Source organism: Streptomyces sp. NPDC006208 (assembly GCF_040613775.1).
Lineage (GTDB): Bacteria > Actinomycetota > Actinomycetes > Streptomycetales > Streptomycetaceae > Streptomyces.
Map to the genome: position 1 here is coordinate 122,487 of NZ_JBEXSW010000009.1, position 22,719 is coordinate 145,205.

The window sequence follows — 22,719 nt, forward strand, 5'->3', positions numbered from 1 at the left end:
GACGATGGGGGTACAGCCATGGAGCACGACACACACACCGAGCACACCGAGCAGCACGCGCCCCACGAGCAACACCACCCCGGACCCGTCAGCTGGTCGGCGGCGGCCCGGGCCACCCTGCACTGCCTCACCGGATGCGCCATCGGCGAGGTGCTCGGCATGATCATCGGTACGGCTCTGGGCTGGGGCAACGCCCCGACGATGGTCCTCGCGATCGCCCTGGCGTTCCTCTTCGGCTACACACTGACCCTCTGGGCGGTCACACGCGCGGGACTGGGCCTGAAGGCCGCCATCGGCGTCGCACTCGCCGCCGACACCCTCTCGATCATCGTGATGGAGACCGTCGACAACGGCGTCCTGCTGCTGGTCCCCGGCGCGATGGACGCCCATCTCTCGGACGGACTGTTCTGGAGCGCGCTGGCCCTGGCCTTCTTCGCCGCCTTCCTGATCACCACGCCCGTCAACAAGTGGCTGATCGGCCGCGGCAAGGGCCACGCCGTGGTCCACCGGTACCACCACTGACGCCGGGGCCACGATCCGCCCCACGGGAGGAGGGGGATCCGCCCTTACAACTCGGGGCCGTCCCCCGGCTCCTCCTGGTAGGAGTAGCGCTGCTCGCGCCACGGGTCGCCGATGTTGTGATAGCCGCGCTCCTCCCAGAAGCCACGGCGGTCGGCAGTCATGTACTCCACGCCCCGGACCCATTTGGGCCCCTTCCAGGCGTACAGATGCGGGACCACGAGCCGCAGCGGAAAGCCGTGCTCCGCAGTGAGCAGCTCACCGTCCTTGTGGGTGGCGAACATCGTGCGCTCGGCGAGGAAGTCGGAGAGCCGGAGATTGGCGCTGAAGCCGTACTCGGCCCACACCATGACATGGGTGACGGTCGGGGCCGGCGGGGCGAGTTCGACGATCGTCCGGGCGGGCACACCGCCCCATTCGGCTCCCAGCATGCTGAATTTCGTGACGCAGTGCAGATCGGCGACGACGGTGGAAAAGGGCAGCGCCGAGAATTCCTCGTGATTCCAGCAGCGCTTGTCACCGTCGGCAGTGGCACCGAAGACCCTGAACTCCCAGCGGTCCGGCTTGAACTTGGGTACGGGGCCGTAGTGGGTGACCGGCCAGCCTCGCTGCAGTCGCTGTCCCGGCGGAAGCCCGGACTCCTCTGATGCGCGGTATTCCCGGCTTTCCGGCTGACCCATGCCATCAATGGTGACAGACCAGCAGGGGTGGTCATGACCAGGTCTGGGCCGATTCGGGCAACTCGTAGTAAGGAGGCACTTACTGGACTGCCTCCGATCACGGTGCGAGGATGCGCCCACCTGCCCAGTCACACGCGCGGAAGGAGCCTCTGCGATGCAGGGCGACCCCGAGGTCATCGAGTTCCTCAATGAGCAGCTGACTGCCGAATTGACCGCGATCAACCAGTATTTCCTGCACGCGAAGATGCAGGAGAACTTCGGCTGGACGAAGCTCGCCAAGTACACCCGGGCCGAGTCCTTCGACGAGATGAAGCATGCGGAGGTCCTGACCGACCGCATCCTCTTTCTCGAGGGCCTGCCGAATTACCAGCGGTTGTTCCATGTGCGCATCGGGCAGACGGTCACCGAGATGTTCCAGGCCGACCGGCAGGTCGAGGTGGAGGCGATCGACCGCCTCAAGCGGGGCATCGAGGTCATGCGCACCAAGGGCGACATCACATCGGCGAACATCTTCGAGTCGATCCTCGCGGACGAGGAGCACCACATCGACTATCTCGACACCCAGCTCGAGCTGGTGGAGAAGCTCGGCGAGGCGCTGTACATCGCCCAGCTGATCGAGCAGCCGGAGAGCTAGAACCTGCCGGGCGGCCGTCGGGCGGATCGGACTTCAGGCGGCTTCGCCGAGTTCACTGCCGGACTCGGGGTCGGCGGCCAGGACGACGGCGCCGTTGCCCTGGTCGAGCAGTTCACGGCGGGGGCAGGCGCCCCGGCCGAGGATCCCCTGGATCCGGCGTACGCACGATCCGCAGTCGGTGCCGGCCTTCGAGACGGACGCGATCTGGCGGGGGGTGCAGGCGCCGGCCGCCGCGTGCTCCTTGACCTGCTTCTCCGTGATGCCGAAGCACGAGCAGACGTACACGCGGTTCACCTCCCGGCGCGATGAAGCGGATCGACGGTGGAATCGATGAGGCGCCGTCCCGACTAATCGGTGAGGCTAACCTAACCTTACCCGCCGCTCGCGGAAGTCAAAAGCCCTGAATATGCCGCTGGGGCGTGGATCACATCGATCCACGCCCCAGCGTTGTTGATCCCTCACTACTGGTCGCGGTACATCTCCGCGACCAGGAAGGCCAGGTCCAGGGACTGGCTGCGGTTCAGCCGGGGGTCACAGGCCGTCTCGTAGCGCTGGTGCAGATCGTCGACGAAGATCTCGTCGCCGCCGCCCACACACTCGGTGACATCGTCACCGGTGAGCTCGACATGGATGCCGCCCGGGTGGGTGCCCAGCGCCTTGTGGACCTCGAAGAACCCCTTGACCTCGTCGAGCACGTCGTCGAAGCGGCGGGTCTTGTGGCCGGAGGCCGCCTCGAAGGTGTTGCCGTGCATCGGGTCGGTCACCCAGGCCACGGTCGCGCCGGAGGCGGTGACCTTCTCGACCAGCTCCGGGAGCTTGTCCCGGACCTTGTCGGCGCCCATGCGGACGATGAAGGTCAGCCGGCCCGGCTCGCGGTCCGGGTCCAGGCGGTCGATGTACTGCAGCGCGTCGTCGACCGTGGTGGTGGGGCCGAGCTTGATGCCGATCGGGTTGCGGATCTTCGAGGCGAACTCGATGTGCGCGCCGTCCAGCTGACGGGTGCGCTCGCCGATCCAGACCATGTGGCCCGAGACGTCGTAGAGCTGTCCCGTGCGCGAGTCCACGCGGGTCAGCGCCGACTCGTAGTCCAGCAGCAGCGCCTCGTGGGAGGCGTAGAACTCGACCGTGCGGAACTCCGCCGGGTCGGTGCCACAGGCCTTCATGAAGTTCAGCGCGTTGTCGATCTCGCGGGCGAGCTGCTCGTAGCGCTGGCCGGACGGGGACGACTTCACGAAGTCCTGGTTCCAGGCGTGCACCTGGCGCAGGTCGGCGTAACCGCCGGTGGTGAAGGCGCGCACCAGGTTGAGCGTCGAGGCGGAGGCGTTGTACATCCGCTTGAGGCGCTCGGGGTCCGGGACGCGGGCCCCTTCGGTGAAGTCGAAGCCGTTGACGGAGTCGCCCCGGTAGGTCGGGAGCGTGACGCCGTCGCGGGTCTCGGTCGGCTTCGAGCGCGGCTTGGAGTACTGGCCGGCGATCCGGCCGACCTTCACGACCGGCACGGACGCGGCGTACGTCAGTACCGCACCCATCTGGAGCAGGGTCTTGAGCTTCGCACGGACGTGCTCCGCGCCGACGGCGTCGAAGGATTCGGCGCAGTCGCCGCCCTGCAGCAGGAACGCCTCACCACGGGCGACGGCTCCCATGCGGGCGCGCAGCTGGTCGCATTCGCCCGCGAAGACGAGCGGGGGATAGCTCGCGAGGTCCGCGATCACATCGCGCAGAGCCTCGGCATCGGGGTACTCGGGCTGCTGCGCCGCGGGCAGGTCTCGCCAGGTCGCCATGGCGGCGACGGCTTGGGAATCAGCGTTCACGGTCACGACTCAACAGTACGTGGTCCCGCGGACCGGGACCCTCGGCGCCCGCCTGGTGAGACAGAACGGTCGGAACCGTCTCACCACGGCATCCCCGTATCGCATCAGGGCACGCCGAGTTGTGCGCTAGGATCCGCGTCATGTTCGCGCTGCAGACCCAGAGCTGGTGGTGGACCGCATTCCGGCGGCCCACCTCCTGATCGCGCGCACACCGATCGCGAAGGCCGCCCGAGGGGCGGCCTTCAGTGTTTCCCGGACCGTGATCCGGAAGGCGGCGGCCGTTCCTCCCACTCGGAAGGAACCACCCGATGCCCATCAGCAGACTCCTCGACGACGACTGCCCGCCCTTCGCCCTGCTGCGCCGCCGCACACCGGGCCGTGACCACGACACCGTCGAGGTACTGATCGGCCGGGTCCATACGGCCGAGCGCCTCGCCGACATCCCGGTCACGGACCGTCCCTCGCTCGCCCTGGTCCCGTTCCGCCAGATCGCGGAACGCGGCTTCGACGTACGCGACGACGGCACGCCCCTGTCGGTGCTGGTCGCCGACGAGTGCCATGAACTGCCGCTCGCCGAGGCCCTCGAGGTGCTGCCGCAGCATGCCGTACAGGTGGAGGACGGAAGCTTCGACGTCGACGACGAGGAGTACGCCGGCATCGTCCGCCGGGTCATCGAGGACGAGATCGGCCAGGGCGAGGGCGCGAACTTCGTCATCCGCCGCACCTTCACCGGGCAGATCCCCGGCTTCGGCCGGGCCGACGCGCTGGCGCTGTTCCGGCGGCTGCTGGCGGGCGAGCGGGGCGCGTACTGGACGTTCGTCGTGCACACGGGCACGAGGACACTCGTCGGCGCGAGCCCCGAGGTCCATGTGCGGATGAGCGGCGGCACGGTCGTGATGAACCCCATCAGCGGTACGTTCCGCTATCCGCCCGAGGGTCCGACCCCCGAGGCGCTGCTCGGCTTCCTGGCCGACCGCAAGGAGCGCGAGGAGCTCTCCATGGTCGTCGACGAGGAGCTGAAGATGATGTGCACCGTGGGCGACATGGGCGGCGTCGTGATCGGGCCGCGGCTCAAGGAGATGGCCCATCTGGCGCACACCGAGTACGAGTTGCGGGGCCGTACGTCACTGGATGTGCGGGAGGTGCTGCGGGAGACCATGTTCGCCGCCACGGTGACCGGATCCCCGGTGCAGAACGCCTGCCGGGTCATCGAGCGCCACGAGGTGGGCGGCCGCGGCTATTACGCGGGCGCGCTGGCGCTGATCGGCACGGACGCGGGCGGTTCGCAGACCCTCGACTCCCCCATCCTGATCCGTACCGCCGACATCGACGCCGCGGGCGGGCTGCGGGTGCCGGTCGGCGCGACGCTGGTGCGGCACTCCGACCCGGCGGGCGAGGTCGCCGAGACGCACGCCAAGGCGGCCGGCGTACTGGCCGCGCTGGGGGTGCGGCCCGGGCGCGGGGACGAGCGGCAGGCCGTGCCGCGCCTTGCCGAAGATCCTCGGGTACGGGAGGCACTCGACGCCCGGCGCGCGGATCTCGCGCCGTTCTGGCTGCGGATGCAGGACCGGTCCGCGCCGACCGGCAGGCGCGCCCTGGTCGTCGACGGCGAGGACACGTTCACCGCGATGCTGGCGCATCTGCTGCGTTCGACCGGCCTGGAGGTGACCGTGCTGCGCTATGACGAGCCGGGCCTGCAGGAGCGCGTGCGCGCGCACGACGGGCCGGTGGTGCTCGGCCCCGGCCCCGGTGATCCGGCCGACGCGGCCGACCCGAAGATGCGCCTCCTCAGGACGCTCACCGCCGAGCTGCTGCGCGAGCACCGCAGCGGGCTGCTGGGGGTGTGCCTCGGCCATGAGCTGATCGCGGCGGAACTGGGCCTGGACATCGTCCGCAAGGACGCGCCGTACCAGGGTGCGCAGGAGCGGATCGACTTCTTCGGGCGCGAGGAGACGGTCGGCTTCTACAACAGCTTCACGGCGCGCTGCGACGAGGCGGCGGCGGGACGGCTGCTGGCGCGGCACGCGGTGGAGGTCAGCCGGGACGGGGTGACGGGCGATGTCCACGGACTGCGCGGAGAGGCGTTCGCCTCGGTGCAGTTCCACCCCGAGTCGGTGCTGACGCTGGACGGCTCGGGCATCGTGGCCGAACTGCTCGCGGGGGTGCCCCTGGGACAGCGCTGACGGGCCGGCCCGAACGCCTACGGCGCAGCGGGGACCAACACGTTCTCGCTGCGCCGTCCGTCCATGTGGTCATCGATGTTGCGGACCGTCGTCGCGACGATCTGGCCGACCGCGTCCTTCGTGTAGTACGCCTGGTGCGAGGTCACCAGGACGTTCGGGAACGTCATCAGGCGGGCGAGCGTGTCGTCCGTGACGGCCTCCAGGGACTTGTCCAGGAAGAACAGTCCGGCCTCCGCCTCGTACACATCGAGTCCGACGCCCGTGAAGCGGCCCTTGCGCAGTTCGGCGACGAGGGCGTCGGTGTCGATCAGGCCGCCGCGACTGGAGTTCACCAGGATCGCGTCGTCCTTCATCGCACCCAGCGCCTCTGCGCCGATCAGACGCCGGGTCCCGGGCAGCAGCGGCACATGCAGGCTGATCAGATCGGCGGCGGCGAACAGCTCCTGCTTCTCGACGTACTTCATGCCCAGCCCGACGCAGGCGGGGTTCTCGGCGATGTCCCAGCCCAGCAGTCGCATGCCGAAGCCGTGGGCGATCCGGGTGAAGGCCTCGCCGATCCTGCCGGTGCCGAGAACCCCGGCGGTGCGGCCGTGCAGGTCGCGGCCCATCAGTCCGTTCAGCCGGAAGTCGAAGTCGCGGGTGCGGCCCGCGGCGCGGACGATGCGCCGGTTGACGGCGAGCGCGAGGGCCCAGGCGAATTCCGCGACCGAGTGGGGCGAGTAGGACGAGACCCGGGCGACGGTCAGGCCGAGCCGCTCGGCGACGTCGAGATCGATGTTGTTGAAGCCGGTGGAGCGCTGGGCGATCATCGTCGTCCCGCCGACGGCGAGGGTCTGCAGCACCTGGGCGCTCAGCCGGCAGTTCACGCTCGTGGAGATCGATTCGTGGCCGGCGGCGATGGGGGCCGTGTCCTCGGTGAGGAAGACGTCCAGACAGCGGATCCCGTGATGCCCCTTGAACGCCTTTTCGAGGAGCGGCTGCTCGTCGGCCTGGACACCGAAGGCAAGGACTTCCATGGTTTCTCCCGTAGTAGGAGCCATGGGCCGGATGTCGCGAACAGCTCCGGACTGTCGCGAATATACGGCCCACGGCTCACGGACGCGTCCCGCCCTGCCGCTCTCCGGGTCAGCCGAAGAAGACGCTGACCTCCTGGTAGAGCGCGGGCTCGACCGTCTTCAGCCTGGCCGTCGCCTCGGCGATCGGCACCCGCACGATGTCGGTGCCCCGCAGCGCGACCATCTTTCCGAAGTCCTCCTCCCGCACGGCGTCGATCGCGTGCAGCCCGAAGCGGGTGGCCAGCCAGCGGTCGAAGGCGCTCGGGGTGCCACCGCGCTGGACATGGCCGAGGACCGTGGTGCGGGCCTCCTTGCCGGTACGGCTCTCGATCTCCTTGGCCAGCCACTCCCCGACACCGGAGAGCCGGACATGGCCGAACGAGTCCAGGGAGCCGTCCTTGAGCACCGCCTCGCCGTCCTTGGGCATGGCACCCTCGGCGACCACCACGATCGGGGCGTAACTGGCTTTGAAGCGGGAGGTCACCCAGGCGCAGACCTGGTCGACGTCGAAGCGCTGTTCGGGGATGAGGATGACATTGGCGCCGCCGGCCAGCCCGGAGTGCAGGGCGATCCAGCCGGCGTGACGGCCCATCACCTCGACCACGAGAACCCGCATATGGGACTCGGCCGTGGTGTGCAGCCGGTCGATGGCCTCGGTGGCGATGCCGACCGCGGTGTCGAAGCCGAAGGTGTAGTCGGTCGCGGACAGGTCGTTGTCGATCGTCTTGGGCACCCCGACGCACCTGATGCCGAACTCGTCGTGGAGCCGCGCCGCGACGCCGAGCGTGTCCTCGCCGCCGATCGCGACCAGGGCGTCCACCTCGTGCTTGACGAGGTTCTCCTTGATCCGGCGGACGCCGTTCTCCACCTTGAACGGGTTGGTACGCGACGAGCCGAGGATGGTGCCCCCGCGGGGCAGGATGCCGCGGACGGCCGGGATGTCGAGGGGGAGGGTGTCGCCTTCGAGGGGCCCTCGCCAGCCGTCCCGGTAGCCGACGAACTCGTACGCGTACTCCTGGACACCCTTGCGGACGAGTCCGCGGATGACCGCATTGAGGCCGGGGCAGTCGCCGCCCCCGGTCAGTACTCCGACGCGCATGGAAAACTTCCCTTCACCTGGTGAGCGTGATGACCGTCACGCTAATGGCGATCCAGGTCACTCAGGGATGGGGCGAACGGTCAATTCCTGTACGTCACACGTCGGTTGACCGACCGTCTTTCACTCGTACGGGTAAGGTCCGCGGCCGGGCTCGCCACCTCGGGCCCTCAGGCGGCCGGACGGTCAGGCGTCGTCCAGGCCGCGCTCGATCGCGTACCGCACCAGCTCCACGCGGTTGTGGAGCTGGAGCTTGCCGAGCGTGTTCTGAACATGGTTCTGGACCGTGCGGTGGGAGATGACCAGCCGCTCGGCGATCTGCTTGTACGACAGCCCCTTGGCGACCAGCCGCAGTACCTCGGTCTCCCGGTCGGTCAGCTGCGGCGCCTTCGGCTCGCCGGCCCCGACTGACGGGACGGGCTCGGAGGCGAGGCGGCGGTACTCGCCGAGCACCAGCCCGGCGAGACCCGGGGTGAAGACGGGGTCGCCGACCGCGGTGCGCCGCACCGCGTCCGTCAGTTCCTCCGTGCTGGCCGACTTCAGCAGATAGCCGGTGGCACCGGACTTCACCGCCTCCAGGACATCCGCGTGCTCACCACTGGCGGACAGCACCAGGACCCGCAGCGCCGGCAGCGAGCCGACGAGCTCCTTGCACACCCGGACGCCCGGCATCCCTGGCAGATTGAGGTCGAGCACGAGCACGTCCGGCACGACGGCGCCCGCACGGCGTACCGCCTGCGGACCGTCGCCCGCCGTGGCGACGACGTCGAACCCGGCCGCGGCCAGGTCGCGGGCGACCGCGTCCCGCCACATCGGGTGGTCGTCGACGACCATCACCTTGATCGTCTGCTGGTCCGTCATGTGCCTGCCTTCCCCCGTGGAACCTTCAGTTCGACTTCTGTGCCCTGACCCGGGACCGAGATCAGCTCGGCGGTGCCGCCGAGGTCCCGCAGCCGGCCGCGGATGGACATCGCGACCCCCATCCGCCCCTCCCCCTCGGCCTGCGCGAGCCTGCCGTCCGGGATGCCCGGTCCGTCGTCCCGGACCGTCACCACCACCTCGTCCGGCCAGTCCTCGACCAGGATCCAGGCCTGGGCGTCCTCGCCGGCATGCCTGCGGACATTGTCCAGCGCGGCGCCGACTGCTGCCGCCAGCTCGCGTGCCGCGGGCTCATCGAGCAGCACCGGAGCACCCGGCTCGGACAGGGTCACCTTCGACCCGGCGTGCGAGGCGAGCAGGGTACGCAGATCGTGCGGGCGCGCCGGCTCGTCGTCGTCGGGCACCTCCACGACCCGTACGACGGCTCCCTGCGACTCGTCCTCCGAGACACGGGATGCGGTCACCAGACCGCCCGCGACCAGGGTGCGCAGGGCCACCTCCTGCTCGCCCGCCATCCGGCCGAGCTCGGCGGCCTCGCCGCCCAGCGCCGTACCGCGCCGCTGCACCATGGCCAGCACCTGGAGCACGCTGTCGTGGATGTCCCGGGCCAGGCGCTCCCGCTCGCGGGTCGCGGCCTCGATCTCCAGGGCGCGGGCGAGGGTGCGCTCGGAGGCGCGGGCCACCTCGACCACGTATCCGATGGCGATGGAGGCGACCCAGACGAGCAGGACGTTGTGGAACGTGTCCCGGCTGGGCTCACCGCGCTCGACGATGTTGGCGACCGCGACGAAGGACGAGGCGACCCCGGCCCAGCGCCAGCCGCCCTTGATGGCGAAGGCGAGGACCGAGCCCGCCGTCCATATCGACGGCAGGGTCGGGCCGTCGACCTGCTGGGCGTGGGCGTCGGCGAGGGGCGTGAGCATGATGCCGGTGAGGGCGATCGTCAGATCGGCGACCAGGAAGCGCTTGGTGCAGCTCGCCGCGCCCGTCACCTTGTGGAGCGTGGCGAGCGTCCAGACGGACATCACCGCGAGATAGGCGATCGCGATCCCGGGGCGCTCGAAGTTCTGCCGGGTGAAGAGGAACAGCACTACCGCGTAGATCATCGTCAGGACGCGGTACGCGGTCAGGGCACGCCACAGCGGCAGCTCCACCGACATCCGCACGACGCGCTCGCGCCTGGCCATCTCCCTACCCCACCCCTGACCGACGGCGCGGCTAGGCAGCCGGCCGGTGCGACTTCTTCTGGGCCTTCTCGGCCTCCGCGCGGGCCGTCTTCTCGGCCTTCTCGGCCTCGGCGATCTGGCGCTTGGCGGCCGTCGCGTAGACGTCCACGTACTCCTGGCCCGAAAGCTTCATGATCTCGTACATGACCTCGTCGGTCACCGAGCGCAGGATGAAGCGGTCGTGCTCCATGCCGTGATAGCGGCTGAAGTCCAGCGGCTTGCCGACCCGGATCCCCGGGCGCATGAGCTTGGGGATCACCTTGCCGGGCGGCTGGATCTTCTCGGTGTCGATCATCGCGACCGGGATCACCGGCGCGCCGGTGGCGAGCGCCACGCGCGCGAGGCCCCCGGGCTTGCCGCGGTAGAGGCGGCCGTCCGGGGAACGGGTGCCCTCCGGGTAGATCCCGAAGAGACCGCCGGACTCGATGACCTGGATACCGGCCTTGATCGCCGCCTCGCCGGCCCCGCGGGCGCCCGAGCGGTCCACCGGCAGCTGTCCGACGCCCTTGAAGAAGGCGGCGGTGAGCTTGCCCTTCACGCCCGGCGAGGTGAAGTACTCGGCCTTGGCGATGAAGGTCACCTTGCGGTCGAGGACCGCCGGGAGGAAGAACGAGTCCGAGAACGACAGGTGGTTGCTCGCGAGGATGGCGGGCCCCTCGGCGGGAATGTTCTCCAGACCCTCCACCCAGGGCCTGAAGGCAAGCTTCAGCGAGCCTCCGATGGAGAACTTCATTGCGCCGTACATCAACTCGGGTGCCTCCTGTGTGCTGTCGAACAGACCTTAACCCGTGGTGGGCCCGGCGCCGCTGCCCCGGGGTCGGCCGGGAGTACGGACGGCCCTGGTCGGTGTCGGTCCGGTCGCGTACCGTGAAGTACACCCATCGACCCTCATGCAATGTCCTCACGAACGGGAGACCCTGGTGCCGGTCGTTCCTGGAGCCGAGCCGTACCGCCATATCGGCGGCGACGTCGGCGTCCTCCTCTGTCATGGGTTCACCGGTTCCCCGCAGTCGCTGCGCCCCTGGGCCGGGTATCTGGCGGAGCGCGGGCTCACGGTGTCCCTGCCGCTGCTGCCCGGTCACGGCACGCGCTGGCAGGACATGCAGGTGACCGGCTGGCAGGACTGGTACGCGGAGGTGGACCGCGAGCTGCGGTCCCTGGTCGAGCGGTGCAGCCGGGTCTTCGTCTTCGGTCTGTCCATGGGCGGGGCGCTGACGCTGCGGCTCGCCGCCAAGCACGGTGACGCGATCGCGGGCATCGTCGTGGTCAACCCGGCCAACAAGGTGTGGGGGCTTGCCGCGCACACGCTTCCGGTGGTGCGCCACCTGGTGCCCTCCACGAAGGGCGTGGCCAACGACATCGCCAAGCCGGGCGTCGACGAGGGCGGGTACGACCGCACGCCGCTGCACGCCGCGCACACCCTGCGCCAGTTCCTGAAGCTGGTCGACGGCGAGCTGGCGCAGGTCACCCAGCCGATGCTGCTGCTGCACAGCCCCCAGGACCATGTGGTGCCGCCCGCCGACTCGGCCAGGATCCTCAGCCGGGTCTCCTCGACGGACGTCACCGAGATCCTGCTGGAACAGAGCTACCACGTGGCGACGTTGGACCATGATGCGGAGCGGATCTTCGAGGAGAGTCACGCCTTCATCGAGCGGCTCGCTCCGGGTGCCGGGACCATCGGGTCCTCCGCGCAGGGAGCCTTGGGAGGGAGCACGACCGGTGGCTGAGCAGCACGACGCGGACCGCGAGCCGCAGCCGATCGACGAGGAGGCCGTATGGGCGGCCATCATCGCCGGTTACGGCGATGAGCCGGCCGACCCGCCGGGCGCCAAGCCGTTCAAGTCCGTTGAGGACCTCGCCCTGCTCGAGGAGAAGGCGAGCCTGCCGGACGACTCCGAGGAGCCGGAGGCGGACCGGCCGGCGCTCGGCAGCTCGATCACCTTCGCGCCCGGGGTCGGCGGCCCGCGCGACTACCGGCTGGAGCAGGCCAAGGACGACGACCTCGACGAGACGGACGAGGGCCACTTCGTGCCCCCGGAGCCGCCGCCCCTGCCGGAGGCGGACGTCACGTCCAAGTTCGCCTGGCTCGCGGTGGTCGGCGGCCCGGTCCTGATGCTGATCGCGGTGCTGCTCCAGTGGGACATGACGTGGTGGCTGACGACGCTGTGCATCGGCGGCTTCCTGGGCGGGTTCGCGACGCTGGTGGCGCGGATGTCCCACGGCGACGACGAGGACGACGACCCGGGCCGCGGCGCGGTGGTCTGAGTTCCGGTTCCGGTTCCGGTTCGGGTTCCGGGGTGCGGCAGGGCCCCGTGCGAGGGTCCGGGCCCGGGCGCCGCGTCACTCCCCCGCAGGGATGCGCAGGGCTGCCAGGACCGGGAGGTGGTCCGTGGCGGCCCTGAGGTCGCGGTCCGTGATGCCCATCTGGCCGCTGGGGACTCCGCAGGCCAGGACCTCCACGCCCCGCGTGGCGAAGATCGCGTCGATGCGCTGGTGCGGGTCGGCAGGGGTGGAGGTGTACTCGCCGCCCCAGGGGCCGGCCGCCCAGCAGTCCTGGAGCTCGGCCGCCAGTCGGGTGAAGCTCCGCCCGCCGGGGCGCTCATTGATGTCGCCCGCCGCGATCGCGTGCGGGGTCTGCAGCGCGGCCAGCCGGTCCAGCAGCATCCCCGCCTGGGCGTAGCGCTCGTCGGTCTGCAGGCTCAGATGGCAGCTGAGCAGCCCGATCCGGGCTCCCCCGATCCGTACCACGGCGGTGGCGAAGCCCCGTCGGTGCAGACCAGGGGTGAGCGGCAGCAGCACGTCCTCGGTCCGCTCCACGCTCGCCCGCAGCGAGCACAGCAGCATCGGCCCGGCCGCGGTCGCGCCGCCGGAGAGCATCACCAGCTCGCTCCTGGCCGCGAGGCGTGCCGCGTGCTTGCGCCAGCGGAAGAATCTGGGGGCCTCCTGGACGAACACCAGATCGGGACGGCACGCGCGGATCACCCGGGCCAGTGCCTCCTCGTCGTCGCGCATCGAGCGGATGTTGTAGCAGAGAACCCGGATCACCACCGAACCGTCCGGCTCGGTACGGGAGTTGGGCAGCGTACGCGCCGTGCTCATCACCATGCGGATCAACATACGACGGTGCCCGCCGCAACCCCAGAGGGCGCGGCGGGCACGGTGCCGTACGGGTGTGGGTTCAGCCCTGGCGCGCCAGGTCCGCCGCGCCCACCAGGCCGGCCTTGCCGCCCAGCTGGGCGGCGAGCACCTGGGCGTGCGGACGGAACTTGCCGCCCACCAGCCAGCGCCGGAAGGACTTGCGGATCGGGTCGAGGACCAGCTCCCCTTCGTCGGAGACACCGCCGCCGACGATGAACGCCGAGGGGTCGAAGAGGGAGGCCAGGTCGGCCAGGCCCGCACCCGCCCAGCGCGCCAGCTCGCGGAACGAGTCGAGCGCGACGGCGTCGCCCTGCCGGGCGGCCTGGCTGATGTGCTTGCCCTGGATGCCCTCGACGGTGCCGTCGCCGAGCCCGAGGAGCACGGTGGCGTTCTCCGGGGTGGCGTTGGCGCGCTGCTTGGCGTACCGCACCAGGGCGCGGCCCGAGGCGTACTGCTCCCAGCAGCCCTGGCTGCCGCAGCCGCACAGCAGACCGTCCGGAACCACCCGGATGTGGCCGAACTCCGCGGCCACGCCGAAGCGGCCGCGGCGCAGCTTGTTGCCGATGATGATGCCGCCGCCGAGGCCGGTGCCGAGGGTGATGCAGATGACGTCCTCATGGCCCTGGCCCGCGCCGAAGCGGTACTCGCCCCACGCGGCGGCGTTCGCGTCGTTCTCGACCACGACAGGAAGGCCGACGCGCTGCTCGACCTTGTCCTTGAGCGGTTCGTGGCGCCAGTCGATGTTCGGAGCGAACAGGACGGTGGCACGCTTGTCGTCCACATAACCGGCGGCGCCGATGCCGACGGCCTCGATGTCATGCCCCTCGCCGGCCCCGGCGACGGCCGAGCAGATCGCGTCGACGATGCCCTCGGGAGTCGACGGGGTGGGCACCTTGTGCGTCTCGAGAATGGTGCCCTCTTCGTCGACCACTCCCGCCGCGATCTTCGTGCCGCCGATGTCGACGCCGATGGTGAGTCCCATGTGTCCCTCAGTTTTCGGTCGAGCCCCGCTACGGCCAACCGTACCCGAGGGCGGGCACGGCCTCGTCAGTCCAGGTCGATGTGCTCGCTCGACGCGGGACCCTCGTCACGCGGGTCGCGGTCGTCCTCGGCGGCGGTCGGCCCCTGCGTCCAGCGTCGCTCATGGCCCTCGACAGCGGATCGATAAGCGGCGAGCAGCTCGTTGCCGGCGGCGGCGAGGTGGTCGAAGACATGGGGGTTGCGCTCGATGACCGGCTCGACGGCGGACCTGGCCTGGTCGACCAGCTGCTGTACGGCGCTCTGGGCGGCCATGCCCGGCAGCGAGGTCTGGAACGCGGAGACCTTGTCGGCGACCGCTTCGAGGAGCTTCTTCAGTTCCTCGGCGGCCGAGCCCGGCTGGGACCCGTATTGCGCGCGGCGACGGGCCTTCTCCGCCTGGAGATCCTCCTCGCACGCCGTCGCCCAGGCGTCGTCGTCGACGGCGGGACGCTCGGTGGGATCACTCATGGCGTACTCCTGCGGCAGGACTGAGGGTTTGTACGCTCGACGTTACCCGAATGGGGGTACTACGTTCAGCGACCGCGGGGCCACAGATCGGGATCCGGTGTGAAGCGGACGCGCAGTACGCCCTCCTCGAGCGCCGCGCCCGCCACGGTGCAGCGCCGCAGCGCGGACGGCAGCGGGAAGATCCTCCGGAAGGGCCCGACCGTGATGAGTAGTTCATCCCCACGGCGGACCAGGGCGAGCTCCTCCTTGACGGCGCCGGGCAGCCGGAGGTGCAGGACGAGGGTGCCGTCGTCGACAGGGTCCGGTTCCGCGGGGAGGACCCCGTTGCGGCCGTGCCAGTGGTTGTCGGTGTCCGCGAGCGCCTCGATCTGCCTGGCCCGTTCGGCGGCCGTCGCGTAGACGTCCTCGACCCACCAGGGGTCCGGGCCTCGCTCCTCGCGGTCCCAGTGGAGGGCCAGGACGAGCGAGCCGAGGCGCGCGTCGTCCTCGGTGTGGAAGTGGCTCTCGTCGGAGGCGCAGTTCGCCTCGGTCTCCAGGAGCGCGAGATCCTCCAGGCCGCGCGGGTCACGGCCGAGATGGGGCATTTCGCAGACCTGCGCCTGGCCTCGTACGACCCAGTCGGTCACCCACTGGTCCACGCACTTGCGCTGCTGGGCGGCGAGCCCGGCGGCCCACGTGTCGGGCGAGCCCTCCGGGACGCAGCGGTTGGCCACGATCATCTCGACGTCCAGGCCGTGCAGGCTCAGCCCGGCGCGAGCCGTGCGCAGGGCGTCCGCGGCGGCGGGGCCCGGCTCGGCGACCACGGTCACATTGGTGTTCGAGGATTCGATCACCGACTGGACACCGGCCAGCTCGGTGTCCCAGCGCTCGGCCGTCTCGTACAGCCACTGCGCGGGCATCGGTACGCCGGCGAGCTGGGCGAGCATCGGCCGCAGCGCCCTGGCGGCCTGCCGCTCGCGCGGCAGCAGCCGGCGCAGATAGCGGCGCAGCTGGTCGGGCAGGGCCAGCAGGGCGATGGTCTCGCGCAGCGGCGGCATGTCGACGACGGCGACGTCCCAGGGGCCGCGGGCCGCGACCGTGAGTGCCCGCAGCAGCGCGAACTGATCGCTGCCGGGCAGGTCGGTCAGCTCCTCGTCCTCCAGTGGCCGGGCGCCCAGCAGATCGAGCGCGGCGGAGCTGCGTTGCTGGAGGGAGAGGAACTCCGCCCGGAAATCGGCTCCGGGCTCGATACGGGCAGCCCACAACGTCTCCGCGACCGCGGCCGGGGCGTCCACCCGGCCGGCGACGGGTGCGCCCAGAACCTCGCCCGGCTCTGCCGACAGGAACAGCGTGCGCTTGCCGGCCCGGGCCGCGGCCAGTGCGGTGGCTGCGGCGACGGTGGTACGGCCCGCGCCGCCGAGGCCGGTGACGAGGACCCGGCGCATCAGGCGGCGGCGCCGCTCTCGACTCGCTTCTTCAGACCGGCGAGGGCGCGGTCGATGATGACCTTCTCGGCCTTGCGCTTGATCATGCCGAGCATGGGGATCTTGACGTCGACGGTCAGCTGGTAGGTGACCTCGGTGCGGTCGCCGCCGCCGACCGGTGCGAGGGCATACGAGCCGTCGAGGGCACGCAGCATCTGGGACTTCACCAGGGTCCAGCTGACCTGGTTCTCGCCCTTCCAGGTGTAGGCGAGAGTGTGGTCGTCCTTGATCGCTCCGGCGTCCAGCACCAGCCGGACCTGCTCCGCGCGGCCATCGGCGTCGCGGGCGAGCACCTCGGCCTCCTTCACCTCGCCGGTCCATTCGGGGTAGCGGGCGAAGTCGGAGATCACTCCCATGACATCGGCCGGCGCCGCATCGATCGTGATGCTCGAGCTGGTGTGTTCCGCCATCGCTGCGGCTCCTCACATGCGGTACGGCCGGGAGTGGTGTGGTGGTGTGCAGGCTATCGCGACCGGGCGGCCCGTCAGTGACGGGCCCGGGTCACCATGTCAGGGACCAGGGACGTCCGGTGGAGGCGAAGTGTCCGACGTTGACGCACTCGGTGGCGCCGATGCGCATCCGGCGGACGAGGGGCTGGTGGACATGCCCGAAGAGGGCGTACCGCGGCCGGGTGCGCCGGATGGCGTCCAGCAGTGCACGGCTGCCGCGCTCGAAGCGGCGCGCGACCGTGTCATAGGTCAGTTCGGGTACCTCGGGCGGAATGTGGGAGCACAGCACATCGACCTCGCCGACCGCCTCGATCTTGGCGGCGTACTCCTCGTCGGAGATCTCGTAGGGGGTACGCATCGGGGACCGCAGTCCGCCGCCGACGAAGCCGAAGAGAAGGCCGCCGATCTCGGCACGCTCACCGTCCAGCACGGTGGTGCCGGGGCGGGCGTACTCGGGCCAGAGTGTCGGGATGTCGACATTGCCGTAGGTGGCGTACGTCGGCGTGGGAAAGGCGGCGAACAACTCGGCGTACTGACGGCGCACCGCGGACTCGATGGCGCTCTCGCGGTCCATCCCGAGCTCGGCCCAGAGCCTGCGGCCCAGGTCACGTGCCTCGTCGAAGCGCCGCGCGGTGCGCAGCTCCACGATCAGATCGGCGTTCTCGACGCCGAAGAGGTCGGGAAAGATGCCGCGCGAGTGATCGGCGTAGTCGAGGAAGAGCACCAGGTCGCCGAGGCAGATCAGGGCGTCGGCGCCGTCACCTGCGGTCGCAAGGTCTTTTGCATTGCCGTGCACGTCACTGACCACATTGACTCGCATGCCACGCATGACGATCACCCTAGAGCGCAGGTTTACCGCTTGGGTAGACGGGGGCGGGCCTGCGATTGTTTCCGGGGCGGTACCGGCGTGGACTACCCTGCGCGAAGTACATCCATGAACGTGTGACGCAGCGAACATCTGGCCGGGACCCCCTATCGGGAACCCAGTACTGGTGGGTAACGTCCGGGCAGTCCAGTCGTGCTCGCCCCCACCCGAGCACCTGCCCGATCTTGGACCGCAGCCGGTGCATCACACAGAGCCGTGGCGCCGGAGCCCGATGAGGAGCAGCAGTCTTGCGCGAGTTCAGCCTTCCGGCCCTGTACGAGGTCCCTGCGGACGGCAACCTGACGGATCTCATCCGCCGCAATGCCACGCAGCATCCCGATGTCGCCGTCATGAGCCGCAAGGTCGCCGGTGCCTGGGCCGACGTCACCGCGCCTCAGTTCCTGGCCGAGGTACGGGCCGCCGCCAAGGGCCTGATCGCCGCCGGCGTGCAGCCGGGCGACCGGGTCGCGCTCGTGTCCCGCACCCGCTACGAGTGGGTGCAGCTGGACTTCGCGATCTGGAGCGCCGGCGCGGTCACCGTCCCTGTGTACGAAACGAGTTCGGCCGAGCAGATCCAGTGGATCCTCAGTGACTCCGGCGCGGTCGCGGTGATCGTGGAGAGCGCGGCGCACGCCGCCGCCGTCGAGTCGGTGCGGGCGTCGCTGCCGGCCGTCAAGCATGTGTGGCAGATCGAGCAGGGTGCGGTCGAGGAGCTCACCGCCGCGGGGGCGGAGGTCTCCGAGGAGACGGTGGACGAGCGCAGCGCGGCGGCCAAGGCCGACGACCCGGCGACGATCGTCTACACCTCGGGCACCACCGGACGCCCCAAGGGCTGTGTGCTCACCCACCGTGCCTTCTTCGCGGAGTGCGGCAACCTGGTCGAGCGCCTCAAGCCGCTGTTCCGTACGGGCGAGAGCTCCGTGCTGCTCTTCCTGCCGGCCGCCCACGTCTTCGGCCGCATGGTCGAGCTCGCGGCCGTCATGGCACCGATCAAGCTCGGCTGCGTGTCGGACATCAAGAACCTCACCGACGAGCTGGCCAGCTTCCGGCCCACCCTGATCCTCGGTGTGCCGCGCGTCTTCGAGAAGGTCTACAACTCCGCGCGGGCGAAGGCCCAGGCGGACGGCAAGGGCAAGATCTTCGACAAGGCCGCCGACACGGCGATCGCCTACAGCCGGGCCACCAGCACTCCGCAGGGCGCACCGCTCGGCCTGAAGATCAAGCACAAGGTCTTCGACAGGCTCGTCTACAGCAAGCTGCGAGCGGTGCTGGGCGGGCGCGGCGAGTACGCGATCTCCGGCGGCGCGCCGCTGGGCGAGCGTCTCGGCCACTTCTACCGCGGCATCGGCTTCACGGTCCTGGAGGGCTACGGCCTGACCGAGTCGTGTGCGGCGACCGCGTTCAGCCCGTGGGACCGGCAGAAGATCGGCACGGTGGGGCAGCCGCTGCCGGGCTCGGTGGTGCGGATCGCGGACGACGGCGAGATCCTGCTGCACGGCGAACACATCTTCCAGGGCTACTGGAACAACGAAGCCGCGACGGCGGAGGCGCTGACCGACGGCTGGTTCCACACCGGCGACATCGGCACCCTGGACGAGGACGGCTACCTCGCGATCACGGGCCGCAAGAAGGAGATCCTGGTCACCGCGGGCGGCAAGAACGTCGCTCCCGCGGTGATCGAGGACCGCATCCGCGCCCATGCGCTGGTCGCGGAGTGCATGGTGGTCGGCGACGGGCGCCCGTTCGTGGGCGCGCTGGTCACCATCGACGAGGAGTTCCTCGGCCGCTGGGCCGCGGACCACGACAAGCCGGCCGGTTCGACGGCGGCGGCGCTGCGCGACGACCCGGAGCTGCTGGCCGAGATCCAGAAGGCGGTGGACGACGGCAACGCGGCCGTCTCCAAGGCGGAATCGGTGCGGAAATTCCGCATTCTCTCCTCCCAGTTCACTGAAGAGGCGGGCCACATCACGCCGTCGCTGAAGCTGAAGCGCAATGTGGTGGCGAAGGACTTCGCCGACGAGATCGAGGGGCTCTACCGGGGCTGAGCGGGGTGGCTTGCACCGGGGGCGCCGCCCCCGGATCCCCGCGCCTCAATCTCCCCCGGAATTCGTTCGGGAGCACTCCAAGAGCTTGATCTGCTCCCCGCAGCCTTTGCGCCGCCGGGCTGATTTCCGTCCGCAGGGCGGGAGTCGGCCCGTCCGGCGTTCGAGGACACTCCCCCTGCGGGCGTGGGAGGACGGAACAGCGGAACAGCTCTGCGCGGCGGCCGTCCCGCACGTGCTGTCACGCGTCCTCCGCGATGATCCTGGCCATGTTCCGCTCGGCGAGTGCGGTGATGGTGACGAACGGGTTCACGCCCAGAGAGCCGGGGATCAGGGCCCCGTCGGTGACGTACAGCAGTGAACTCCCCTTCACCCGGCCCCAGTCGTCCGTCGCGCGCCCCAGCACGCAGCCGCCCAGCGGGTGGTACGTGAAGTCGTCGGCGAAGATCCGGTTGCCGCCGAACAGGTCGTAGCGGTGGATCGTCGCGTTCGCCCGGTTGATGCGGTCGAACAGCGACTTCGCCGCGGTGACCGACGGCTGGTTCTGCGACCGGCTCCAGTTGAGTTTCGCGGAGTCGCTCGCCACGTCGTATGTGAAGGCGCCGCGTTCGGGGTTCTTGGTGATCGCCAGGTAGAGGCTGATCCAGTGCTCGAACCCCATCGGCAGCGGCGCGATCTCGGCGAAGACCGGATGCGTGGGGTTCGACCAGTCGTCGATGCCCATGGCCGGCATGGTGGCCTGGTTCGCACCGACCGTGTCCCACACGTGCATCGCACGGCCGGTCATCACATTGCCGTTGTGGCCCCAGCCCCGGCCCACGTCCGGGCCGAGGCCGGGCAGCGCGCCCGTCTCCCGGGCGCGCAGCAGGATCTCCGTGCTGCCGAGGCTGCCCGCGCCGAGGAAGAGCTGCCGGCAGCCGACTTCGACGGTTCTCGCGACCCGGCCCGACGCATCCGTCTCGTCGACGGTGAGCACATAGGTGCCGTCCGGTTCCCGGCGCACGGCCCTGACCCGGCTCATCGTCCTGATGGTGACCTTCCCGGTGCCGAGCGCCCGGGCGAGATAGGTCTTGTCGACGCTGCGTTTGCCGTGGTTGTTGCCGTAGATGACCTCCCCGGCGAGCGCCGACTTCACCGCCTGGCCCGCTGCTTCGCGCTGCATGTAGCCGAAGTCGTAGACGCTGGGCACGAAGACGGTCCGCAGTCCGGCGTTGTGCGCGTGCCTGCGGGCGATCCGCGAGAAGCGGTACCACTCGGTCGCCTCGAACCACGCCGGGTCCACGGTGTTGACGCCCAGCATCTGCCGGGCGCGGGGGAACCAGGTGCCGTACATCTGGTCGGCGTCGACCTGGGGCAGCACCTCGGTGAAGTACGCACGCGGCGGGGTCACCGCCATCCCGCCGTTGACCAGGGACCCGCCACCGACCCCCCGTCCCACGAACACGGACATGTCGGCGTACCGGACCCGGTCGAGCACGCCGGGGTAGAGGCTGATGTTCTTGTTGACGACGTCCAGCCACAGGAAGGTGGCCAGCGGCGCCTCGGTGCGGGTGCGGAACCACATGGACCGCCGGTCGGGCGCGCTCGTGCTGCAGAAGACCTTGCCGTCCGGACCCGGGGTGTTCCAGAGCCGGCCCATCTCGAGGACGAGGGTGTCGATCCCCGCCTCGCCGAGGCGGAGCGCGGCGACGGCCGCTCCGTAGCCGGAACCGACGACGACAGCGGGTGCGTAGTCGGTGGCCGGGGGCTCCACGGCGGATGCCGCGGAGAGACCGATGCGGGTGAAGCCGAACGCGGAGGCCGCCTGCAGGGCAGCGATGCCCAACACGTGACGTCGCGTCAGATTTGGTGTCATGTCCGGAGCATGGGCGGAATTTCATGCTCCGCCCAGGTCCTGCACACCCCCGGAACTGATGATCCGTCAAAAAGTGTTGACGCAGTTCAGAGAACTGTTCAGGGGCCCCGGCCCGGGACGGGTCAGAGCAGCGTTCTGAGCTTCTCCGCCAGCAGGTCCCAGCGCCATTTCTCCTCGACCCAGGCCCGGCCGCGCTCCCCCATCCGCCGTCGCAGGTCCGGATCCCCGAGCAGCGTCACGATCCGCTCGGCGGCCGCCGCCTCGTCGCCGCCGGGTACCACCCAGCCCGTCTCACCGTCGAGCACGGCGTCCGGCGCTCCGCCCGAGTCGCCTGCCACCACCGGCAGCCCGGTCGCCGACGCCTCCAGGTACACGATGCCGAGGCCCTCGACGTCCAGTCCGCCCCTGCGGGTGCGGCACGGCATGGCGAACACATCGCCCGCCCCGAAGTGCGCCGGCAACTCCGCCCAGGGCACGGCCCCGGTGAAGTGCACGGACCCGGCGACCCCGGTCCTGTCGGCGAGCGCGCGCAGGTCCTTCTCGTACGGACCGCCACCCACGATCAGCAGCACCGCGTCGGGCTCCCGCGCCAGGATTGCGGGCATCGCGAGGATCAGGGTGTCCTGCCCCTTGCGCGGCACCAGCCGCGACACACACACGACGACCGGCCGGTCGCTGAGCCCGAGCCTGCTGCGGATCTCGTCGCCGCCCGAGCCGGAGTGGAAGGTCTTCTCGTCCACACCGGGCGGCAGCTGGACCATGCGCCCGGCCGCCGCCGGGGTCAGGGCCGCGGCGATACGCGAACGCGTGTACTCGCCCAGATAGGTGATCGTGTCCGTGCCCTCGCCTATCCGGCGCAGCAGCTGCCGGGACACGGGCAGCTGCGCCCAGCCCGCCTCATGGCCGTGCGTCGTGGCGACCAGCCGCCGTGCGCCCGCCTTGCGCAGCGCGGGCCCCATCAGCCCGAGCGGGGCCGCCGCCCCGAACCACACGGACTCGCACCCGTGCTCGCGCAGCAGCTCCACCGCCCGGCGGGTGACGCGCGGCGTCGGGAGCAGCATCGTGGTGCGGTCCCGTACGACGGTGAACGGCTGCTCGGCGTCGAAGGCCGCGGTCGCCTCGATGCCTTCGCTGCTGTGCTTCCAGGTGGAGGCGTAGACGACGATCCGTTCCGGGTCCAGCCGCAGCGCCATGTTGTGCAGGAACGCCTGGATGCCGCCGGGCCGCGGCGGGAAGTCGTTGGTCACGATCAAGGTCTTGTGCATCGCCGACGACAGTACCGAACGGCCCCGCCTCACCGCTCCCGGCCTTCCCCGACCGGCATCATGGGCACCCA

At 70.2% G+C, this 22,719-nt stretch carries 22 protein-coding genes; 6 read left to right on the plus strand and 16 right to left on the minus strand.

Going from position 1 to position 22,719, the window contains the following annotated elements:
* The first annotated feature begins 18 nt into the window (after positions 1 to 18).
* Positions 19 to 522 carry a DUF4396 domain-containing protein gene (locus ABZ208_RS09575; protein ID WP_356908942.1) on the plus strand — a complete coding sequence of 168 codons (504 nt, stop codon included), beginning with the start codon at positions 19 to 21 and terminating at the stop codon, positions 520 to 522.
* Between the two features lie 44 nt (positions 523 to 566).
* On the opposite strand, the gene ABZ208_RS09580 is transcribed toward ABZ208_RS09575, so the two are convergent.
* Positions 567 to 1,199 carry a sulfite oxidase-like oxidoreductase gene (locus tag ABZ208_RS09580; protein WP_356908943.1) on the minus strand — a complete coding sequence of 211 codons (633 nt, stop codon included), beginning with the start codon at positions 1,197 to 1,199 and terminating at the stop codon, positions 567 to 569.
* Between the two features lie 154 nt (positions 1,200 to 1,353).
* On the opposite strand from ABZ208_RS09580, the gene bfr reads away from it, so the two are divergent.
* Complete coding sequence (gene bfr, locus ABZ208_RS09585; protein ID WP_328401614.1) at positions 1,354 to 1,833, plus strand: bacterioferritin; 480 nt, start codon at positions 1,354 to 1,356, stop codon at positions 1,831 to 1,833.
* 33 nt (positions 1,834 to 1,866) lie between these two features.
* Here bfr and ABZ208_RS09590 read toward each other — a convergent pair whose 3' ends face one another.
* Both ABZ208_RS09590 and ABZ208_RS09595 read right to left on the minus strand, forming a co-directional pair.
* The gene (locus tag ABZ208_RS09590; RefSeq protein ID WP_356908944.1) at positions 1,867 to 2,127 is read right to left on the minus strand and encodes a (2Fe-2S)-binding protein; all 261 of its coding nucleotides are present in this window, start codon (positions 2,125 to 2,127) and stop codon (positions 1,867 to 1,869) included.
* Between the two features lie 167 nt (positions 2,128 to 2,294).
* The gene (locus ABZ208_RS09595) at positions 2,295 to 3,644 is read right to left on the minus strand and encodes a class II 3-deoxy-7-phosphoheptulonate synthase (protein ID WP_356909017.1); all 1,350 of its coding nucleotides are present in this window, start codon (positions 3,642 to 3,644) and stop codon (positions 2,295 to 2,297) included.
* A 308-nt stretch (positions 3,645 to 3,952) separates the two neighbouring features.
* Here ABZ208_RS09595 and ABZ208_RS09600 point away from each other — a divergent pair, with 308 nt between their 5' ends.
* Positions 3,953 to 5,827 (plus strand): anthranilate synthase family protein, encoded by a 1,875-nt coding sequence (locus ABZ208_RS09600; protein WP_356908945.1) that lies wholly within the window; start codon positions 3,953 to 3,955, stop codon positions 5,825 to 5,827.
* 17 nt (positions 5,828 to 5,844) lie between these two features.
* Here ABZ208_RS09600 and ABZ208_RS09605 read toward each other — a convergent pair whose 3' ends face one another.
* The 5 genes from ABZ208_RS09605 to ABZ208_RS09625 all read right to left on the minus strand — a co-directional run bounded on the left by ABZ208_RS09605 (position 5,845) and on the right by ABZ208_RS09625 (position 10,831).
* The gene (locus ABZ208_RS09605; RefSeq protein WP_356908946.1) at positions 5,845 to 6,843 is read right to left on the minus strand and encodes a 2-hydroxyacid dehydrogenase; all 999 of its coding nucleotides are present in this window, start codon (positions 6,841 to 6,843) and stop codon (positions 5,845 to 5,847) included.
* A gap of 109 nt (positions 6,844 to 6,952) precedes the next feature.
* Complete coding sequence (locus ABZ208_RS09610) at positions 6,953 to 7,981, minus strand: 6-phosphofructokinase (protein ID WP_356908947.1); 1,029 nt, start codon at positions 7,979 to 7,981, stop codon at positions 6,953 to 6,955.
* A gap of 183 nt (positions 7,982 to 8,164) precedes the next feature.
* Complete coding sequence (locus tag ABZ208_RS09615; protein WP_356908948.1) at positions 8,165 to 8,839, minus strand: response regulator transcription factor; 675 nt, start codon at positions 8,837 to 8,839, stop codon at positions 8,165 to 8,167.
* Complete coding sequence (locus ABZ208_RS09620) at positions 8,836 to 10,044, minus strand: DUF5931 domain-containing protein (RefSeq protein ID WP_356908949.1); 1,209 nt, start codon at positions 10,042 to 10,044, stop codon at positions 8,836 to 8,838. Before ABZ208_RS09620 ends, ABZ208_RS09615 begins: the two co-directional genes overlap by 4 nt.
* A 31-nt stretch (positions 10,045 to 10,075) precedes the next feature.
* Entirely contained in the window at positions 10,076 to 10,831 is a 756-nt protein-coding gene (locus ABZ208_RS09625; protein WP_356908950.1) for a lysophospholipid acyltransferase family protein, read from the minus strand.
* A gap of 172 nt (positions 10,832 to 11,003) precedes the next feature.
* Between ABZ208_RS09625 and ABZ208_RS09630 the strand changes: the two genes are divergently transcribed.
* Together ABZ208_RS09630 and ABZ208_RS09635 are read left to right on the plus strand one after the other, a co-directional pair.
* Positions 11,004 to 11,810 carry an alpha/beta fold hydrolase gene (locus tag ABZ208_RS09630; protein ID WP_356908951.1) on the plus strand — a complete coding sequence of 269 codons (807 nt, stop codon included), beginning with the start codon at positions 11,004 to 11,006 and terminating at the stop codon, positions 11,808 to 11,810.
* Complete coding sequence (locus ABZ208_RS09635; RefSeq protein ID WP_356908952.1) at positions 11,803 to 12,348, plus strand: hypothetical protein; 546 nt, start codon at positions 11,803 to 11,805, stop codon at positions 12,346 to 12,348. The genes ABZ208_RS09630 and ABZ208_RS09635 overlap by 8 nt, the downstream gene beginning before the upstream one ends.
* Positions 12,349 to 12,423: 75 nt before the next feature.
* Here ABZ208_RS09635 and ABZ208_RS09640 read toward each other — a convergent pair whose 3' ends face one another.
* From ABZ208_RS09640 to ABZ208_RS09665, 6 genes are all read right to left on the minus strand, one after another.
* A complete protein-coding gene (locus ABZ208_RS09640; RefSeq protein WP_356909018.1) occupies positions 12,424 to 13,182 on the minus strand; it encodes an endonuclease/exonuclease/phosphatase family protein in 759 nt (252 codons plus the stop codon).
* Positions 13,183 to 13,261: 79 nt separating this feature from the next.
* A complete protein-coding gene (locus ABZ208_RS09645) occupies positions 13,262 to 14,203 on the minus strand; it encodes an ROK family glucokinase (RefSeq protein WP_328401596.1) in 942 nt (313 codons plus the stop codon).
* Between the two features lie 65 nt (positions 14,204 to 14,268).
* Positions 14,269 to 14,709: a DUF5304 domain-containing protein gene (locus ABZ208_RS09650; RefSeq protein ID WP_356908953.1), complete on the minus strand. Its 441-nt coding sequence runs from the start codon at positions 14,707 to 14,709 to the stop codon at positions 14,269 to 14,271.
* A gap of 65 nt (positions 14,710 to 14,774) precedes the next feature.
* The gene (locus tag ABZ208_RS09655) at positions 14,775 to 16,133 is read right to left on the minus strand and encodes an ArsA-related P-loop ATPase (protein ID WP_356908954.1); all 1,359 of its coding nucleotides are present in this window, start codon (positions 16,131 to 16,133) and stop codon (positions 14,775 to 14,777) included.
* Positions 16,133 to 16,582, minus strand: a complete 450-nt coding sequence (locus tag ABZ208_RS09660) for an SRPBCC family protein (protein ID WP_356908955.1) — start codon at positions 16,580 to 16,582, stop codon at positions 16,133 to 16,135. The genes ABZ208_RS09655 and ABZ208_RS09660 overlap by 1 nt, the downstream gene beginning before the upstream one ends.
* A gap of 91 nt (positions 16,583 to 16,673) precedes the next feature.
* Complete coding sequence (locus ABZ208_RS09665; protein WP_356909019.1) at positions 16,674 to 17,441, minus strand: metallophosphoesterase; 768 nt, start codon at positions 17,439 to 17,441, stop codon at positions 16,674 to 16,676.
* A gap of 293 nt (positions 17,442 to 17,734) precedes the next feature.
* On the opposite strand from ABZ208_RS09665, the gene ABZ208_RS09670 reads away from it, so the two are divergent.
* Positions 17,735 to 19,531, plus strand: coding sequence for an AMP-dependent synthetase/ligase (locus ABZ208_RS09670; RefSeq protein WP_356908956.1), 1,797 nt, complete (start codon positions 17,735 to 17,737; stop codon positions 19,529 to 19,531).
* A 238-nt stretch (positions 19,532 to 19,769) separates the two neighbouring features.
* On the opposite strand, the gene ABZ208_RS09675 is transcribed toward ABZ208_RS09670, so the two are convergent.
* Positions 19,770 to 21,383 (minus strand): GMC oxidoreductase, encoded by a 1,614-nt coding sequence (locus ABZ208_RS09675; RefSeq protein WP_356908957.1) that lies wholly within the window; start codon positions 21,381 to 21,383, stop codon positions 19,770 to 19,772.
* 122 nt (positions 21,384 to 21,505) lie between these two features.
* On the minus strand, positions 21,506 to 22,648 hold the full coding sequence (locus ABZ208_RS09680) for a glycosyltransferase family 4 protein (protein ID WP_356908958.1): 1,143 nt from the start codon (positions 22,646 to 22,648) through the stop codon (positions 21,506 to 21,508).
* Positions 22,649 to 22,719: the final 71 nt, after the last annotated feature.

Coding starts and splice junctions, on each gene's coding strand:
- ABZ208_RS09575 (WP_356908942.1), top strand. CDS start 19: ATGGAGCACGACACACACACCGAGCACACCGAGCAGCACGCGCCCCAC.
- ABZ208_RS09580 (WP_356908943.1), bottom strand. CDS start 1,199: ATGGGTCAGCCGGAAAGCCGGGAATACCGCGCATCAGAGGAGTCCGGG.
- bfr (WP_328401614.1), top strand. CDS start 1,354: ATGCAGGGCGACCCCGAGGTCATCGAGTTCCTCAATGAGCAGCTGACT.
- ABZ208_RS09600 (WP_356908945.1), top strand. CDS start 3,953: ATGCCCATCAGCAGACTCCTCGACGACGACTGCCCGCCCTTCGCCCTG.
- ABZ208_RS09605 (WP_356908946.1), bottom strand. CDS start 6,843: ATGGAAGTCCTTGCCTTCGGTGTCCAGGCCGACGAGCAGCCGCTCCTC.
- ABZ208_RS09610 (WP_356908947.1), bottom strand. CDS start 7,981: ATGCGCGTCGGAGTACTGACCGGGGGCGGCGACTGCCCCGGCCTCAAT.
- ABZ208_RS09615 (WP_356908948.1), bottom strand. CDS start 8,839: ATGACGGACCAGCAGACGATCAAGGTGATGGTCGTCGACGACCACCCG.
- ABZ208_RS09620 (WP_356908949.1), bottom strand. CDS start 10,044: ATGGCCAGGCGCGAGCGCGTCGTGCGGATGTCGGTGGAGCTGCCGCTG.
- ABZ208_RS09640 (WP_356909018.1), bottom strand. CDS start 13,182: ATGAGCACGGCGCGTACGCTGCCCAACTCCCGTACCGAGCCGGACGGT.
- ABZ208_RS09645 (WP_328401596.1), bottom strand. CDS start 14,203: ATGGGACTCACCATCGGCGTCGACATCGGCGGCACGAAGATCGCGGCG.
- ABZ208_RS09650 (WP_356908953.1), bottom strand. CDS start 14,709: ATGAGTGATCCCACCGAGCGTCCCGCCGTCGACGACGACGCCTGGGCG.
- ABZ208_RS09655 (WP_356908954.1), bottom strand. CDS start 16,133: ATGCGCCGGGTCCTCGTCACCGGCCTCGGCGGCGCGGGCCGTACCACC.
- ABZ208_RS09660 (WP_356908955.1), bottom strand. CDS start 16,582: ATGGCGGAACACACCAGCTCGAGCATCACGATCGATGCGGCGCCGGCC.
- ABZ208_RS09665 (WP_356909019.1), bottom strand. CDS start 17,441: ATGCGAGTCAATGTGGTCAGTGACGTGCACGGCAATGCAAAAGACCTT.
- ABZ208_RS09675 (WP_356908957.1), bottom strand. CDS start 21,383: ATGACACCAAATCTGACGCGACGTCACGTGTTGGGCATCGCTGCCCTG.
- ABZ208_RS09680 (WP_356908958.1), bottom strand. CDS start 22,648: ATGCACAAGACCTTGATCGTGACCAACGACTTCCCGCCGCGGCCCGGC.